The organism is Nocardioides panacisoli (assembly GCF_039537325.1).
GTDB lineage: Bacteria > Actinomycetota > Actinomycetes > Propionibacteriales > Nocardioidaceae > Nocardioides > Nocardioides panacisoli.
The window spans coordinates 446983-462418 of sequence record NZ_BAABAH010000002.1 but is presented as its reverse complement, the minus strand read 5'-3'; the positions used below and the strand labels follow the sequence as shown (position 1 = coordinate 462418).

Below are 15436 nucleotides of genomic sequence, written 5' to 3'. Positions count from 1 at the left end.
GGGGCGTTAGCGTGAGTCACGTAGGACCTCCAGTTAGAGGGTTGGTGTGGTAACCCCCTCCGTACTGGAGGTCCTCGCTATTCGTCTACGCCTGCGTGTTCACAACCTGCCGGGGAACTACAGCTAGTCCTCGGCGTCGATCTCGACCACGGGGATCTCGTGGGTGAGGAACGCGTTCGGCAGCTCGCTGCCGGACTCGATGAGCGACTGGACGCCGGCCAGCAGGAAGCCGATCGCGCTCTCCACGCGGTCGGCGGCCTCGGCCGGCTCGTCGGCGGAGGCGACCGACTCGCCGGCTGAGGACATGGCGCCGAAGAAGATCCGCGCGAAGGTCTGCAGCATCTGCTCGTCGAGACCCCAGCCCCCGGCGTCCAGCACGGAGCGGACGATGTCGAGGACGTTCGCGAAGGTCGAGCGCTCCTCCTGCTCCCGGAAGCGCTCGTAGCCGAGCACCGCCGGCCCGTCCTGGATCACGATCCGCCGGTAGCGCGGCTCCTGGACCACCTCGAGGAACGCGCGCAGGCCGTTGGACGCCTTCTTCCAGGGGTCCTTGCCCGTGCGCAGCGCCTTCTGGATCCGCCGGGACGCGTCGCCCTCGACGCGCTCGAAGACGGCCTCGAACAGCGCCTGCTTGCCGGAGTAGTGGTGGTAGAGCGCGCCCTTGGTGACCCGGGCGCCGGCGACGATCGCGTCGAGGGACGCGCCGGCGTACCCCTTCGCGGTGAACAGGTCCTCGGCGACGTCGATCAGGGCCTTGCGGGTCGAGGCGGCGTACGCCGCGCGGCGCGAGGCGCCGGTGACGCTCGGCACCTTCGGGACCTTGGGGACCAACTTGGACACCGATGCCTTCGCCACGTGCTCAGCATAGGCACCGGGAAGTGGCACCGGTCACAGACAGGGTGGCCCGGATCACGTCGTCCAAAGGTTTGGCGTACCCCCGGTCTCATCCATACTCAAAGTACGTACTTGCGGTATGTCGGATGCTTCGGGAATGGATCTCGGAGGTCCCATCGGGGGGACCGGCGACCGCGCACGAGCAAGGAGCTGACCATGACCTGGAAGGCCTTCCACAGCAGGGGCGAGACGCTGCGCTCCGTCATCCACACCGCGTCGGTCCGTCGGGACGGGATCCTGCCCATGGACGTCGACGGTGTCTCCGAGACGTTCCGCGACGAGCTCGACCTGCTGTCGGCGCTGCAGCTGAAGTGGCACACCCGCCTCAGCGGCCACGTCGACCGCCTCATGATCACCCAGCCGATGGACCTGCAGAACAAGGTGACGCTGGCCTGGAAGAACGCCGCGGAGGAGCTCCCCGGGGTGCGGATGATCCTCGACCACTACCGCGACGAGCCGACGAGCGAGGCGATGGCGCAGGCGATGCGCGTCGCCACGGCGAAGGAGCACCAGTACCTCGCGGTGATGGCCGGCCGCTCCGGCCTCGCCGACGAGAGCTCCGAGCGGATCGGTGCCGAGATCGAGCAGGCCGGGCGCGACCTGTTCCACGGCGTGACGGCCGTGATCGGCCCCGTCGCCGAGATCGAGGAGCCCCAGCGGCAGAGCCTGCTGGACCGGCTCCGCGCGGTCATCGCCGCCTGAGCGCGGCGCCCGACCGGGCGCCCCGGGCCGACGCCCTCCCTCCCTCCCCTTCGCGTCGGCACGGGGCGCTTTCGCATTTGCCCCCCGACCGTCGGTGTTTGCAAGAATCGGAGGGTGACGCTGCTTCCGCCGGAGCCCGGCCTGCTCCTCGTCGCCGCGCCCACGCTGCTCGACCCGAACTTCGTCGACAGCGTCGTCCTGCTGCTCGACGTCAACGAGGAGGGCGCCCTCGGCGTCGTCCTCAACCGGCCGAGCGCGCTGCCCGTCTCCGAGGTGCTGGGTGCGTGGGGCGACGTCGTCGAGGAGCCCGAGGTGCTCTTCCAGGGCGGGCCGGTCTCGACCGACGGCGCCCTGGCCGTCGCGCTGGCGGCCCCCGGCGGTGAGGGCGCGGTCGGCTTCCAGGTCGTGACCGACCGGCTCGGCCTGCTCGACCTCGACACACCCGCCGAGCTCGTCGTCGGCACCGTCGACCGGCTGCGGATCTTCGCCGGGTACGCCGGCTGGGGCATCGGCCAGCTGCAGGACGAGATCGAGCGCGGCGACTGGTACGTCGTACCGGCGCTGCTGGAGGACGTCTTCCGCAGCGACACCACCGGCCTGTGGCGCGACGTGCTGCGGCGCCAGCCCGGCGATCTCGCGTTCCATGCAACGCGACCGGCCGATCCGGACATGAACTGACCAGACGGACCGCGCTGCAGCGATTCCCGAGAAAGTTCGGGTTCGCCTGCAACCAAACGGCGTTTCGTTGAGTCTATGAAGGTAGAGGTCGGTCACAGCTCCCGTGGCCGGTCGCCAGTGGCGAGGAGGCTCGGGATGCGGATGACGCGGATCGTCGGACTCGCGGTCGTCGTCGTCGCCGCGCTCTGCCCTGCCGCGACCGCCGCGGCCGACCCGTCCGACCCGGACCCGCTGCCGTCCCAGCAGCTGCCGGGGGAGCAGCTGCCGGACGAGCCCGAGGTCGGCGCGCCGCAGGCCCTCGCTGCGACGTCCTGCACCTACGTCGTCGAGTCCGGCCTCTACACCTGCGACGCCGGGATGATCAGCCGGGTCACCAAGGCGACCACCGTCGTCGCGACGCTCTATCCCGCGAAGGGCTACGTCGGCGCGCCCACCCTCACGGTGCGCAGCGAGAAGGGCGGCTGCACGGCCGGGAAGCTCAGGACCGAGCTCCGCGTCGACCTGCGCTACCTCTACTTCACCGACGGCACGCACTGGGACGACAAGGCCATGTCGTTCCGCACCTACGCCGGCTGCCGGCTCAAGCTCTACGACGGGACCGACGGCGGCGAGGGCCGGATGCCCGCCACCAGCTGGCTCGACGACCGGTCCAGCATGTCGAAGGTCGACGGGCGGCTCTGGGCCCGCAGGGCGGACCTCGTCGCCGTCTCCTGACCGGTACCCTTGGCCGGGTGACCACCATCGGATTCTCGACCGACACGGACGTCCGGGAGGACCGGCGCACGCTGCCGACGGACAACGGTGACCACGAGCGCTTCTCCCACTACGTGGAGAAGGAGAAGCTGACCGAGGCGATGGTGATGGGTACGCCGGTCCGCGCGCTGTGCGGGAAGATCTGGGTGCCCAGCCGGGCGCCGGAGAAGTTCCCCGTGTGCCCGGAGTGCAAGGAGATCTGGGAGTCCCTCAAGGACGAGCCGGGTTCCGACGAGTGAAGTCGCTCGGACCTGCGTGGCCCGAGCGAGCAGCCTGGGGGACCGCGCCGTCGCTGCGCGCCTGGCAGGAGGCCGCGCTGCGCGACTACCTCGGCCGGGCACCGCGTGACTTCCTCGCCGTAGCCACGCCCGGCGCCGGGAAGACCACCTTCGCGCTGAGCGCCGCCGCCGAGCTGCTCGGCCGCCGCGTGGTCGACCGGGTGATCATCGTGGCGCCCACCGAGCACCTCAAGATGCAGTGGGCCGAGGCGGCCGCCCGGGCCGGGCTGCCGATCGACCCCAGCTACTCCGCCGGCAAGGGGAAGATCTCCAGCGACTACGTCGGGGTCGCGGTGACCTACGCCGGCGTCGCGGTCAACCCGCTGGCGCTGCGGATCCGGACCGAGCGCTTCAAGACGCTGGTGATCCTCGACGAGGTGCACCATGCCGGCGACGCGCTGTCCTGGGGCGAGGGCGTGCGCGAGGCGTTCGAGCCGGCCGCACGACGGCTGGCGCTCACCGGTACGCCGTTCCGCTCCGACGTGAACCCGATCCCGTTCGTCACCTACGCGCCGGGCGACGACGGGATCCCGCGGTCGGTCGCCGACTACACCTACGGCTACACCCAGGCGCTCGCCGACCACGTCGTCCGGCCGGTGCTCTTCCTCGCCTACTCCGGCGAGATGCAGTGGCGCACCCGCGCCGGCGACGAGGTCGCCGCGCGGCTGGGCGAGCCGCTGACCAAGGACATGACGGCGCACGCGCTGCGGACGGCGCTGGACCCCGGTGGCTCCTGGATGCCCGCGGTGCTGGCCGCCGCCGACAAGCGGCTCGCCGAGGTGCGCAACCACGTGCCCGACGCCGGCGGCCTGGTGATCGCCACCGACCAGGACTCCGCGCGCGCCTATGCCAAGCTGCTCCGCGCGATCACCGGCGAGGCCCCGACCGTGGTGCTCTCCGACGAGAAGGCCGCCTCGAAGAAGATCTCCGAGTTCGCGGCCGACGACAGCCGGTGGCTGGTCGCCGTACGGATGGTGTCCGAGGGCGTGGACGTGCCACGGCTCTCGGTCGGCGTCTACGCCACGACCACCTCGACGCCGCTGTTCTTCGCCCAGGCCGTCGGCCGGTTCGTCCGCGCGCGGACCCGCGGCGAGATCGCGTCGGTGTTCCTGCCGTCGGTGCCGCGGCTCCTGCAGTTCGCCGCCGAGCTCGAGGTCGAGCGTGACCACGCGCTGGGCAAGAGGGTGCAGGACGAGGACGACATCTTCGCCGCCGAGAACGACCTGCTTGCCCAGGCGCAGGCGGGGGAGGGCGCCTCCGACGAGCTCGACGCGCTCCCGTTCGAGGCACTCGGCTCGGAGGCCCGCTTCGACCACGCGCTCTACGACGGCGCGACGTTCGGTTCCGACGAGGAGATGGACTTCCTCGGCATCCCCGGGCTCCTCGAGCCCGACCAGATGCGCGAGCTGCTGCAGCAGCGGCAGGCCGACAACGCGAAGGCGCAGAAGGGCCGTACGACGCCCGAGCCCGACACCGTGGAGCAGGTGACCACGCACGAGCAGCTCGCCGTGCTCCGCCGGGAGCTGAACGGCCTGGTCGCCGCCTGGCACCACCGCACCGGCCAGCCGCACGGCGTCACCCACGCCGCGCTCCGCAAGGAGTGCGGCGGCCCCGCCGCCGCCGTCGCCAACGCCGACCAGCTCCGCAAGCGCATCGACCAGCTCCGCGAGTGGGCCGCCCGCAAGACCTCCTAGAACCCCGCGTCGGCCGATCTCGGCACCCTGAGCACGCCGAGTCGGCAGAAACTTGCCGCCAGTCACGCCGAGTCGGCTCAAGCTTGAGCCGACTCGGCGAAGTCCGGATTGAAGTTTCTGCCGACTCGGCGAACTGTCCAAGAACTGTTTGACAGTCGGGCCGTCTCGTGGTGCACTACTGCCCAACAGATCTTGGAGGGTTGTCGTGACGGATGAGGAGACGGCGTCGCTGCGGGCGACGGCGCACCCGCTGCGGCTGCGGATGCTGTCGCTGCTGACCGGTACGGCGATGAGCGCGGCCGAGGTGGCGCGGGAGCTGGGCATCACGCACGCCAATGCGTCCTACCACCTGCGGGTGCTGCTCGACGCGGGGTTGATCGACGTCGAGGGCGAGGAGCGGATCCGGGGCGGGATGGCCAAGCGCTACCAGCACCACTTCGAGCGCAGCGAGCCCCGACGGACGTCCGAGCAGCTGACCGACGAGGTCGCGGCGATGACGCAGGAGCTGCTGCGCCGCTGGCGCGCCAACGCAGGACGGATGCAGACCCTCACCGACGCGGAGCTCTGGGTGACCCCGGCCGTCTGGCAGGAGGTGCTCGAGGCGCTCCGGCGAACCTCCCTGGCCCTGCACGAGCAGGCGCAGCGGCCCCGTACCGAGGGGACCGTCAAGGTGAACCTGACGATCGCCGGCTTCCTGATGGAGAGCGACTCATGACCAGCAAGGCCGGGCCGAGCCCGCTGCGGGACCGGCGCTTCCGGTGGTACTTCGCGTCGCGCGCCATCGACCTGCTCGGCAACATGATGGGCGGGATCGCGCTGTCCTTCGCGGTGCTGACGGTCAGCGACTCGCCCGAGGCGCTGGGTGCGGTCCTGGCCGCGCACAGCATCCCGATGGTGCTCCTGCTGCTGGTCGGCGGCGTGCTGGCGGACCGCTTCGGGCGGACCCTGGTGATCCAGCTCAGCAACGTCACCGCCGGTACGACGGCGCTGGTCATCGCGATCCTGGTGATCACGGGCAACGCCCAGGTCTGGGAGCTGATCGCTCTCGAGGCCGTCAACGGAGTCGCGGCCGCGGCCGGGCAGCCCGCGCTGGCCGGGCTGGTCCCGCAGCTCGCGCCGGAGGGGTCCCTGCAGCAGGCCAACGCGCTCAACGGTCTGCTGCGCAACATCACCCTGGTCTTCGGGCCGGCGATCGGCGGTGCGCTGGTCGTGGGCGTCGGGCCGGGCTGGGCGATCGCGATCGACGCGGGCACCTACTTCGTCGCGGCCGCGCTGCTCCTGCCGATCAAGCTGCCGCCGCCGCCCGCGCGCGGGGCGGGCGACAGCATCGTGCGCGACCTGCGGACCGGCTGGACCTTCTTCCGCACGACGAGCTGGCTGTGGATCATCGTGCTGGCCTTCGGCGTTCTCAACGCCCTCTCGAGCGGCGGCTTCAGCACGCTCGGCCCGCCGCTCGCGAAGAGCACCGAGATCGGTGTCGACGGCTGGGCGCTGATCGTCTCGGCCGGCGCGCTCGGCCTGGTGTGCACCTCGCTGGTGCTGCTGCGGCTGCCGCTGCGGCGCCCGCTGCTGCTGGGGATGCTGGGCTGCGCCGTCTACTCGATCCAGATGATCGCGCTCGGCACGACCACCGAGCTGGCGGTGCTGATGGCGGCGGCGTTCGTGGCCGGCGCGGGCATCGAGATCTTCGGGCTGGGCTGGGACCTGGCCATGCAGGAGCACGTGCCCCCGGACATGCTGTCGCGGGTCTACTCCTACGACATGCTCGGCTCGTTCGTCGCGATCCCGGCGGGCCAGCTGCTGTTCGGCCCGCTCGGCGGCAGCTTCGGGCTGCAGCGGATGATCCTGCTCGCCGGCATCGCGTACGCCGCCGTGTCGCTGCTGACGCTCCTGTCGGGCTCGGTGCGCGGGATGACCCGGGCGCCGGTCAGGAGCACCACTTCTGCACCAGCGTCCTGATCACCGTGATGTTCCGGTTGGTCGCCGCGACGCCGAGCGCCTTCTCCACGCCCCAGGGGTCGACGACGCCCTGCTGGTAGGTCTCGAGCAGCAGGTGCGCCGCCCGGTCCCGTACGACGACAGCGTCGGCCGCACCGTCGCGCTCCTGCAGCGCCTTGGCCTTCGCGGCCGTCGGCGCCGACTTGAGCAGGTAGACGTAGTGCCGCTCGAGCTTGCGCCCCTCGGCCAGCTCGTCGGCGTCCTCGGCGATCGATGCCAGCTCGGCCGCGGTGAACGCGATCGTCGGCACCTCGAAGCCGGCGCGCTCGGCGTACGCCTTCTCCAGCGCACCCTCGATCTTCGCCCGCGACCGCATCCTCGTCGTGAGCCGCACGTTGCCGGTGTTGATGTGGGTGTCCACGTCGTCGAAGCCGGCGGCCTCGGTGGCGGCGGCGATGTCGGCCTTGGGGAACTTCCGGTTCGCGCCGAGGTTGATCGCGCGCAGGAACGCGACGTAGGTCGTCATGGGAGCACCCTGCCTCCGGCCGCCGACGGGGCCGGGCGGACACTCCGCACGATCCGCGGGACGTCGGCCCGGCTGGTGGTGAGCCCGGCCCACGCGCGAATCTGCCGTACGGCGACCCGGCGCTCGGCTCGCGGCAGCCCCAGGACGTCGGCGCCGTGGTTGCCGCCGGGCTGCTCGAGGACCGAGCACTGGCGGTCGGCGCCGGCCGGCCCGCAGTCGAACCGCTCGGCCCCCCACGGGTCGAGCGCGCCGTAGACGAACAGCATCCGCCGGCCGTGGTGGCGCACCCAGTCGTCGATGTCGGCCATGGCGGCCGGGTGGAACCGGACCGGTCGGAGCTGCCGCGGGAGATAGCTCTCCGGAGCGTCGAACCCGGGATAGCGGACCAGGTCCGCGACCGGCTCCTCGTAGGGCTGCGGCCAGCCGAGCTGGCTCGCGGCCTGGAAGTAGTAGGGCACGTAGGGCCGGACTCCCTGGTCGGTCAGCGCCCACCAGCCCTCGACCTCGTCGACCCAGTCCCAGAGCCGGCGGTGCGACGCGTCCGCGCCGGGCACGCGATCGCAGGCGCTCGGGGCGTCCTGGTACTGCCAGAAGGCCCAGTAGGTCTCGATCGCGGCCTCCTCGACCGCGTGGTCGGCGTCGCCGGCCAGGTCGAGAGACAGGTCGTGGGCGGCGACGTAGCGGTCCAGCCGCGCGTCGAACCAGTCGCGGTCGGTCAGGATGCGCCGCTGCACGTCGACGAGGGCGGCCCGGCAGTCGGCGTACTTGTCGCCGCCGACCGAGGCGAGGAAGTCGCCATAGGCGCTGTCCTCGTCGTTGTCGGCGTCGTCAGGGGCGACGTAGGCGACCGTGCCGGCGACGTCGCCGGGGTGGAACCGGCGCAGGTAGGTCATCGTCATCCCGCCCTTGGACGCCCCGGTGGACAGCCACGGCTTGCGGTAGATCCGCTGGAACGCGCGGACGATCCGGTGCTGGTCGGCGGCGGCCTTGCTGATCGTCAGCTGGGTCGGCCAGTCGGGATGCCGCGGTCGGGACGGCTGGAAGAAGCGGTACTCGACGCTCAGCTGGTTGCCGTCGACCAGCTGGGCGACCTCGCCGCGGAAGCCGGCGTCCCAGTAGACGTTGTAGCCCGACGCGTAGAGCACGGTGGGCCGGTCGAGACCGACGTGGACCAGCGTGGCGCGCAGCGAGAAGTGCTGCCCGTCGGGATCGGCCGGGTCCACCGGCAGGCTCACCCAGATCCGGAAGAACCGGCTGCCGTGCTCCGCGTCGCGGGGGACCTCCCGGACCCGCTCGACGATCGGCAGGGCCCGGATCCGGCGCAGCAGCGGGTCTCGCGCGTCCGACCGCTCGGCGTGGGCACCCTGCGCCCCCGCCGGTGAGGGGTGGGCCGCGGCGACCGGAGCGGGGGAGACCACGAGGGCGAGCGCGGTGAGCAGGGTCAGCAGGAGGGAGGTGCCCCGAGCGGCGGTCGTCATGGTCCGCATTCTTCCTGTGACCGGCGACACTGGACCACTCCCTCGATATGCATAGGTTTCCTATGTAAAGTGGAGGCCGTGACCCACCCCGACCGCCTCGAGCAGCTCGGCAGCGAGCTGGTCGTCCAGTCGGCCCGCCTGGTGCGGCTCGTACGCCGCAGCCTCGCCCAGCCGGCCGGCGTCCGCGTGCTGTCGCTGCTCGACGAGCTCGGCCCGACGGGCGTGAGCGCGCTGGCCGCGGCCGACCACTGCTCGCAGCCGACGATGACCGGCCAGGTCCGGCAGCTGAAGGAGCACGGCTGGGTCCAGGGCGCGCCGAACCCCGACGACGCCCGCGGCACGCTCGTCTCGCTCACCGACGCCGGCCGCGCCGAGCTGACCCGGGTCCGCGCCGACCACGGGCGGATGGTCGCCGAGCGGCTCCGCCGCACTCAGGAGTACGACGACCAGCAGGTCGCGGCCGCCGTGGAGCTGCTGCGCACCGTGCTGGAGAACCCCACCGACGACACCACCGACGAGAACCCCGGAAGGAACCCCTCGTGACAGCCCCCTCCGTCCACGCCACCACCGAGACGCCCGAGACCGGCGGCAGCTTTCTCAAGCAACCCCGGGCGGTCTGGGCGGTGGCCTTCGCGTGCGTGATCGCCTTCATGGGCATCGGGCTGGTCGACCCGATCCTCAAGGAGATCGCGGCCAAGCTCGAGGCGACGCCGAGCCAGGTGTCGCTGCTCTTCACCAGCTACATGGCGGTGATGGGCGTGGCGATGCTGGTGACCGGGGTGGTGTCGACCCGGATCGGCCCGAAGCGGACGCTGCTGACCGGCCTGGTGCTGATCATCGTCTTCGCGGGCCTGGCCGGCATGTCCGGCTCGGTCGGCGCCGTGATCGGCTTCCGCGCCGGCTGGGGCCTGGGCAACGCGCTGTTCATCGCGACCGCGCTGTCGACGATCGTGAGCGCCGCGAAGGGCTCGCTGGCGCAGGCGATCATCCTGTTCGAGGCCGCGCTCGGGCTCGGTATCGCCTCCGGCCCGCTCGTCGGCGGCCTGCTCGGCGAGCGGTCGTGGCGCGGTCCGTTCTTCGGCGTCTCCGTGCTGATGACGATCGCCTTCGTCGCCACGGCCGTGTTCCTGCCGGCCACCCCGGCCACGGGTCGGCGTACGACGCTCGCGGACCCGTTCCGCGCCCTCCGCCACCCGGCGCTCGCGATCCTCGCCGCCGTCGCGATCTTCTACAACCTCGGCTTCTTCTCGCTGCTCGCCGCCGGTCCGTTCGCGCTGCCGCAGTCCGGGATCATGGAGATCGGCTGGATCTTCTTCGGCTGGGGCCTGCTGCTCGCGGTGGCCTCGGTCTGGGCCGCGCCGATCCTGCAGCGCCGCTTCGGCACTGTCACCGCCCTGACCGGCGCCGTGACGATGTTCGCCGCAGACCTCGCCGTGATGGCGATCGGGGCCGAGCACAGCGTCGTCGTGAAGACCTGCATCGTCGTCGCCGGCGCCTTCCTCGGCGTCGTCAACACCCTGGTCACCGAGGCCGTCATGGGCGCCGCCCCGGTCGAGCGGCCGGTCGCCTCGGCGGCGTACTCGTTCGTCCGCTTCACCGGCGGTGCGGTCGGACCGTACGTCGCCCTGAAGCTCGCGGAGCACCAGGGCGTGCACGCGCCGTTCTGGTTCGGCGCGATCGCGGTCGGCCTCGGCGTGGTGGTCCTCCTCGCGGGCGGCGGCACCGTCCGCAGGGCCCTCCACGGCGCCCCCGCGCCGCACTCCACCGACGAGGCCGAGGCGGCGCTGGTCGGCGACGCGACCTGATCGGTCCGTGTGCCACGATGGGACCGTGACGACCGCGAGCCCTGTCGAGGTGGATCCGGGAGTCGAGCAGGACCTCGTCCCGGACGACCTCACGATGACCGACACCCCGTGGGTCACCGTGGTGTGGAACGACCCGGTGAACCTGATGTCCTACGTCACGTTCGTCTTCCAGAAGCACTTCGGCTACTCGAAGAAGAAGGCGGAGAAGCTGATGATGGAGGTCCACGAGGACGGCAAGTCCGTGGTCAGCTCCGGGTCGCGCGAGGAGATGGAGCGCGACGTCCAGGCGATGCACGAGTACGGCCTCTGGGCCACGCTCGACAAGAGCGAGTAGCGCGTGGCGGGTTTCGTCCGGCACCGCCGGAGCAAGCGCGTGATCGCGAACTTCTCGGGGTTCGAGGCCGACCTGCTGCGGTCGCTGGCCGCCCAGCTGATCGAGCTGCTGCACAACGAGTCGGCGGTGGCGAAGACGGCCGTCGACCCGTTCGAGGCGCTGCTCGACTTCAGCGGTCCCACGACCGAGCCGGACGACCCGGTGCTGGCGCGGCTGTTCCCCAACGCCTACCGCGAGGACGCGGACGCCTCGGGGGAGTTCCGCCGGTTCACCGAGGGCACGCTCCGCGACGGGAAGGCCCGCGCGGCCGGCACCGTGATCGACGTGCTCGAGGAGGCCGGCCTGCCGCCCGAGCCCACCGACGAGGAGATCGTGATCGACGTCGAGCTCGACCAGGAGACGGCCGAGATCTGGATGCGCGCGCTGAACGACCTGCGGCTCGCGCTGGGGACCCGGCTCGAGGTCGACGAGGGCGACGAGGACCGCTGGGACGCGCTGTCGGAGGACGACCCGCGCGCCCAGGCCCACCACATCTACGAGTGGCTCGGCTACCTCCAGGAGACCCTCGTCCACGCCGTCGCGGGCTGAGACCCCGCAGGCCCGGGTACCACCCGGACCAATAGGGTTGCCTCAGCCCGACCGACGAGCGTCCAGGGGACATCAATGAGCGCGATCGACCAGGCAGAAACCGGCTCCGGGGAGCGAGCGACCCTCGGTGGCGAGGTGCAGTCGCTGCGCGAGCAGGTCGCGCTGAGCCTCTTCATCGCGGTGCCCTTTCTTGCCTTCCTCGCGGCGATCCCCGTCGCCTGGGGCGGCTGGCTGGGCTGGAGCGACGTCGCCATCACCTTCGTGATGTACGCCCTGACCCTGCACGGCGTCACCGTCGGCTACCACCGGCTCTTCACGCACAAGTCGTTCAAGCCGAACCGTGCGGTGAAGATCGTGCTCGCCGTGCTCGGGTCGATGGCGATCGAGGGCCCGGTCATCCGCTGGGTCGCCGACCACCGCAAGCACCACAAGTACTCCGACCGCGACGGCGACCCGCACTCGCCGTGGCGCTACGGCAGCTCGCTCGCCGGGCTCACCAAGGGCTTCCTCTGGGCGCACATCGGCTGGCTGTTCGACCCCGAGCAGACCCCGATCGACAAGTACGCCCCCGACCTGGTCAAGGACCGCGACCTGGTCCGGATCTCCCGGATGTTCTGGATGTGGGCGGGTGCGTCGATCTTCCTGCCGCCGCTCGCGGGCTTCCTGCTCACCTGGTCGTGGCAGGGCGCGCTGACCGCGTTCTTCTGGGGCACGGTCGTCCGGATCGGCCTGATCCACCACGTCACCTGGTCGATCAACTCGATCTGCCACACCGTCGGCGAGCAGCCTTATCGGTCCCGCGACCGCTCCGGCAACGTGTGGTGGCTCGCGATCCCCTCGGGCGGCGAGTCGTGGCACAACCTGCACCACGCCGACCCCACCAGTGCCCGGCACGGCGTCAGGAGGTTCCAGCTCGACACCTCCGCCCGGGTGATCTGGGTGCTGGAGAAGCTGGGTTGGGTCAAGGACGTGAGGTGGCCCACGCCGGAGCGGCTGGAGATGAAGTCCGCAGCCTGACCGGATACGGGGGTACGTCGACGTACCCCCTAACCTGGACGGGTGCTGACCATCGACCAGGCGACCTATGACGCCATCGTCGCCCACGCCAAGCGGGACCACCCCGTGGAGGCCTGCGGCATGGTCGCGGGCCCGGCGGGCAGCGACCGCGCCGAGCGGTTCATCGAGATGGTGAACGCGGCCGGCAGCCCGACGTTCTACGAGTACGACTCGACCGACCTCCTCGAGCTCTACAAGGAGATGGACGACCGCGACGAGGAGCCGGTGGTCGTCTACCACTCCCACACCGCGACCGAGGCCTACCCGAGCGTCACCGACATCAAGCTCGCCAGCGAGCCGAACGCGCACTACGTGCTGGTCAGCACCCGCGAGCACGGGAATAACGAGGGTCCCGTGGACTTTCGGTCTTATCGAATCGTCGACGGCGAGGTGACCGAGGAAGAGGTCTCCGTCGTCTCCACTCTCACGAGGAGCAGCTCCTAAATGGCCATCGAGGTCCGGATCCCGACCATCCTGCGCACCTACACCGGCGGCGAGAAGGCCGTCAGTGGTGACGGCGGCAGCCTGAGCGCGCTCATCGACGACCTCGAGGCCAACCACCCGGGCATCAAGGAGCGGCTCATCGAGGGCGGGGACCTGCGCCGCTTCGTGAACATCTACATCAACGACGAGGACGTCCGGTTCCTCGGCGGGCTCGAGGCCGAGCTCAGCGACGGCGACCAGGTCGTCGTGCTGCCGGCCGTTGCCGGAGGATCTCGATACGCCCTCGCCTAGCGGCTCGGGCTACTCGATCAACGAAAGGCAGTGATGGTCCGCTTCGACAACCTGCTCGCGTCCGTCGGCGGTACGCCGCTCGTCGGGCTGCCGCGATTGTCGCCCACGCCCGAGGTGCGCCTCTGGGCGAAGCTCGAGGACCGCAACCCGACCGGCTCGATCAAGGACCGCCCGGCTCTGCGGATGATCGAGGAGGCGGAGAAGGACGGCACCCTGCGGCCGGGGTGCACGATCCTCGAGCCGACCTCGGGCAACACCGGCATCTCGCTGGCCATGGCCGCGAAGCTCAAGGGCTACCGGATCGTCTGCGTGATGCCGGAGAACACCTCCGAGGAGCGGCGCCAGCTGCTCCGGATGTGGGGTGCCGAGATCGTCTCCTCGCCGGCCGCCGGCGGGTCCAACGAGGCCGTCCGCGTCGCGAAGGGCATCGCCGCCGAGCACCCCGACTGGGTGATGCTCTACCAGTACGGCAACGCCGCCAACGCGCTCGCCCACGAGGAGGGCACCGGCCCGGAGATCCTGGCCGACCTCCCGTCGATCACCCATTTCGTCGCCGGGCTCGGCACGACCGGCACGCTGATGGGCGTCGGCCGCTACTTCCGCAAGGCCAAGCCCGAGGTCCGCATCGTCGCGGCCGAGCCGCGGTACGGCGAGCTGGTCTACGGCCTGCGCAACCTCGACGAGGGGTTCGTCCCCGAGCTCTACGACGCCTCGCTCATCGACTCCCGGTTCTCGGTGGGCCCGCGGGACGCCGTACGCCGGGTGCGCGAGCTGCTGGAGCTGGAAGGCATCTTCGCCGGCATCTCCACCGGCGCGATCCTGCACGCCGCGCTCGGCCAGGCCGCCAAGGCGGTCAAGGCGGGCGAGCCCGCCGACATCGCCTTCGTCGTCTGCGACGGCGGCTGGAAGTACCTCTCGACGGGTGCCTACGAAGGCACGGTCGACGAGGCCGAGGAGAAGCTCGAGGGGCAGCTGTGGGCCTGACCCGGCGGTCCGGCCTGCTGCTCGCGCTCCTGCTCGTCCTGTCCCTGCTCCCGTTCTCGGCCGCAGACGCGGGCACCACCGACCGGCCCCCGCTCGAGATGGTCAAGGCGCCGAGCGTCAGCGGGGTCAACCGGTTCGGGCACACGCTCGAGGCCGACCGCGGCCGTTGGCGGCCCACGCCCACGCACGCCGACTACCAGTGGCTGCGCGACGGGGAGCCGATCCGCGACGCCGACCGGTTCCGCTACGAGCTGCAGCCGCGCGACGTCGACCACCGGATCGCCGTCAGCGTCACCGTCTACGCACCGGAGCACCGCGCGACCTCGCGCCGCGTGGTCGTCGGCCGGGCGCTGCACCGCGTGCCGGTGCGCCGTACGGTCCACTACTCGGTGCGCGCCAAGGGCCACATCACCGCCAGCATGAGCCGGTTCCGGTCCGTGGCGCAGCAGGTGTACGACGACCCGCGCGGCTGGCGCGGGGCGGGCGTGCGGTTCGTGCGGGTGCCCAAGGGCGGCAGCTTCACGCTCTGGCTCTCCGAGGCCCGGCTGGTGCCGACGTTCTCGTCGGAGTGCAGCGCGATGTGGTCGTGCCGGGTCGGCCGCAACGTGATCATCAACCAGACCCGGTGGCTGCACGCGTCGCCCGCCTGGAACGCCGGCTCGCTCGGGCGCTTGGCCTACCGGAACATGGTGGTCAACCACGAGACCGGTCACTGGCTCGGCTTCCACCACGCCACCTGCCCGCGTCGCGGCGCACCCGCGCCGGTGATGATGCAGCAGTCGAAGGGGACCGGTGGGTGCCGGTTCAACCCGTTCCCGACCCTCGCCGAGCTGCACCGCGTGCACAACCCGCGCCTGCAGGCACGACCCGCGGTCGCTGTCGATTAGCCGATCGGTCAGAACCTCCTGACCCAGGCTGACCAGACCACGCGGGACGTTGTCCCCGACTCTTCGGCAAGTCCTCCGCGAGGCTCTCCGCGCGTCGTAGATTCGC

19 protein-coding genes are annotated in these 15436 nt (G+C 71.2%); 16 read left to right on the top strand and 3 right to left on the bottom strand.

Annotation, left to right across the window (positions count from 1 at the left end):
- Window positions 1–123: 123 nt before the first annotated feature.
- Complete coding sequence (locus tag ABD709_RS05300; protein ID WP_344773013.1) at window positions 124–855, bottom strand: TetR/AcrR family transcriptional regulator; 732 nt, start codon at window positions 853–855, stop codon at window positions 124–126.
- Window positions 856–1050: 195 nt separating this feature from the next.
- On the opposite strand from ABD709_RS05300, the gene ABD709_RS05295 reads away from it, so the two are divergent.
- The 7 genes from ABD709_RS05295 to ABD709_RS05265 all read left to right on the top strand — a co-directional run bounded on the left by ABD709_RS05295 (window position 1051) and on the right by ABD709_RS05265 (window position 6958).
- Window positions 1051–1596, top strand: a complete 546-nt coding sequence (locus ABD709_RS05295) for a hypothetical protein (RefSeq protein ID WP_344773011.1) — start codon at window positions 1051–1053, stop codon at window positions 1594–1596.
- A 114-nt stretch (window positions 1597–1710) separates the two neighbouring features.
- Complete coding sequence (locus ABD709_RS05290) at window positions 1711–2274, top strand: YqgE/AlgH family protein (protein WP_344773009.1); 564 nt, start codon at window positions 1711–1713, stop codon at window positions 2272–2274.
- A 135-nt stretch (window positions 2275–2409) separates the two neighbouring features.
- On the top strand, window positions 2410–2988 hold the full coding sequence (locus ABD709_RS05285; RefSeq protein ID WP_344773007.1) for a hypothetical protein: 579 nt from the start codon (window positions 2410–2412) through the stop codon (window positions 2986–2988).
- 26 nt (window positions 2989–3014) lie between these two features.
- Entirely contained in the window at window positions 3015–3266 is a 252-nt protein-coding gene (locus ABD709_RS05280) for a DUF3039 domain-containing protein (protein ID WP_344773045.1), read from the top strand.
- Complete coding sequence (locus ABD709_RS05275) at window positions 3263–4999, top strand: DEAD/DEAH box helicase (RefSeq protein WP_344773005.1); 1737 nt, start codon at window positions 3263–3265, stop codon at window positions 4997–4999. The genes ABD709_RS05280 and ABD709_RS05275 overlap by 4 nt, the downstream gene beginning before the upstream one ends.
- Before the next feature lie 205 nt (window positions 5000–5204).
- The gene (locus tag ABD709_RS05270; protein WP_344773003.1) at window positions 5205–5714 is read left to right on the top strand and encodes an ArsR/SmtB family transcription factor; all 510 of its coding nucleotides are present in this window, start codon (window positions 5205–5207) and stop codon (window positions 5712–5714) included.
- Window positions 5711–6958, top strand: coding sequence for an MFS transporter (locus ABD709_RS05265; RefSeq protein WP_344773001.1), 1248 nt, complete (start codon window positions 5711–5713; stop codon window positions 6956–6958). Before ABD709_RS05270 ends, ABD709_RS05265 begins: the two co-directional genes overlap by 4 nt.
- Here the strand turns inward: ABD709_RS05265 and ABD709_RS05260 are convergent.
- Window positions 6927–7463: a DUF1697 domain-containing protein gene (locus ABD709_RS05260; protein WP_344772999.1), complete on the bottom strand. Its 537-nt coding sequence runs from the start codon at window positions 7461–7463 to the stop codon at window positions 6927–6929. The two genes, ABD709_RS05265 and ABD709_RS05260, sit on opposite strands and share 32 nt — an antisense overlap.
- Window positions 7460–8941: a S28 family serine protease gene (locus ABD709_RS05255; protein WP_344772997.1), complete on the bottom strand. Its 1482-nt coding sequence runs from the start codon at window positions 8939–8941 to the stop codon at window positions 7460–7462. Before ABD709_RS05255 ends, ABD709_RS05260 begins: the two co-directional genes overlap by 4 nt.
- A 78-nt stretch (window positions 8942–9019) precedes the next feature.
- Between ABD709_RS05255 and ABD709_RS05250 the strand changes: the two genes are divergently transcribed.
- From ABD709_RS05250 to ABD709_RS05210, 9 genes are all read left to right on the top strand, one after another.
- The gene (locus ABD709_RS05250; protein ID WP_344772995.1) at window positions 9020–9484 is read left to right on the top strand and encodes a MarR family winged helix-turn-helix transcriptional regulator; all 465 of its coding nucleotides are present in this window, start codon (window positions 9020–9022) and stop codon (window positions 9482–9484) included.
- Complete coding sequence (locus ABD709_RS05245; RefSeq protein ID WP_344772993.1) at window positions 9481–10746, top strand: MFS transporter; 1266 nt, start codon at window positions 9481–9483, stop codon at window positions 10744–10746. The genes ABD709_RS05250 and ABD709_RS05245 overlap by 4 nt, the downstream gene beginning before the upstream one ends.
- 25 nt (window positions 10747–10771) lie before the next feature.
- A complete protein-coding gene (gene clpS / locus ABD709_RS05240) occupies window positions 10772–11080 on the top strand; it encodes an ATP-dependent Clp protease adapter ClpS (protein WP_425575038.1) in 309 nt (102 codons plus the stop codon).
- A 3-nt stretch (window positions 11081–11083) separates the two neighbouring features.
- On the top strand, window positions 11084–11668 hold the full coding sequence (locus tag ABD709_RS05235; RefSeq protein ID WP_344772991.1) for a DUF2017 domain-containing protein: 585 nt from the start codon (window positions 11084–11086) through the stop codon (window positions 11666–11668).
- A gap of 75 nt (window positions 11669–11743) precedes the next feature.
- Window positions 11744–12685 carry an acyl-CoA desaturase gene (locus tag ABD709_RS05230; protein ID WP_344772989.1) on the top strand — a complete coding sequence of 314 codons (942 nt, stop codon included), beginning with the start codon at window positions 11744–11746 and terminating at the stop codon, window positions 12683–12685.
- Between the two features lie 42 nt (window positions 12686–12727).
- On the top strand, window positions 12728–13168 hold the full coding sequence (locus tag ABD709_RS05225) for a M67 family metallopeptidase (RefSeq protein ID WP_344772987.1): 441 nt from the start codon (window positions 12728–12730) through the stop codon (window positions 13166–13168).
- The gene (locus ABD709_RS05220; protein WP_344772985.1) at window positions 13169–13459 is read left to right on the top strand and encodes a MoaD/ThiS family protein; all 291 of its coding nucleotides are present in this window, start codon (window positions 13169–13171) and stop codon (window positions 13457–13459) included.
- 33 nt (window positions 13460–13492) lie between these two features.
- Entirely contained in the window at window positions 13493–14443 is a 951-nt protein-coding gene (locus tag ABD709_RS05215; RefSeq protein ID WP_344772983.1) for a PLP-dependent cysteine synthase family protein, read from the top strand.
- Window positions 14434–15330, top strand: a complete 897-nt coding sequence (locus ABD709_RS05210) for a DUF3152 domain-containing protein (RefSeq protein ID WP_344772981.1) — start codon at window positions 14434–14436, stop codon at window positions 15328–15330. Before ABD709_RS05215 ends, ABD709_RS05210 begins: the two co-directional genes overlap by 10 nt.
- Window positions 15331–15436: the final 106 nt, after the last annotated feature.

Coding starts and splice junctions, on each gene's coding strand:
- ABD709_RS05260 (WP_344772999.1), bottom strand. CDS start 7,463: ATGACGACCTACGTCGCGTTCCTGCGCGCGATCAACCTCGGCGCGAAC.
- ABD709_RS05220 (WP_344772985.1), top strand. CDS start 13,169: ATGGCCATCGAGGTCCGGATCCCGACCATCCTGCGCACCTACACCGGC.
- ABD709_RS05265 (WP_344773001.1), top strand. CDS start 5,711: ATGACCAGCAAGGCCGGGCCGAGCCCGCTGCGGGACCGGCGCTTCCGG.
- ABD709_RS05295 (WP_344773011.1), top strand. CDS start 1,051: ATGACCTGGAAGGCCTTCCACAGCAGGGGCGAGACGCTGCGCTCCGTC.
- ABD709_RS05285 (WP_344773007.1), top strand. CDS start 2,410: ATGCGGATGACGCGGATCGTCGGACTCGCGGTCGTCGTCGTCGCCGCG.
- ABD709_RS05215 (WP_344772983.1), top strand. CDS start 13,493: ATGGTCCGCTTCGACAACCTGCTCGCGTCCGTCGGCGGTACGCCGCTC.
- ABD709_RS05255 (WP_344772997.1), bottom strand. CDS start 8,941: ATGACGACCGCCGCTCGGGGCACCTCCCTCCTGCTGACCCTGCTCACC.
- ABD709_RS05230 (WP_344772989.1), top strand. CDS start 11,744: ATGAGCGCGATCGACCAGGCAGAAACCGGCTCCGGGGAGCGAGCGACC.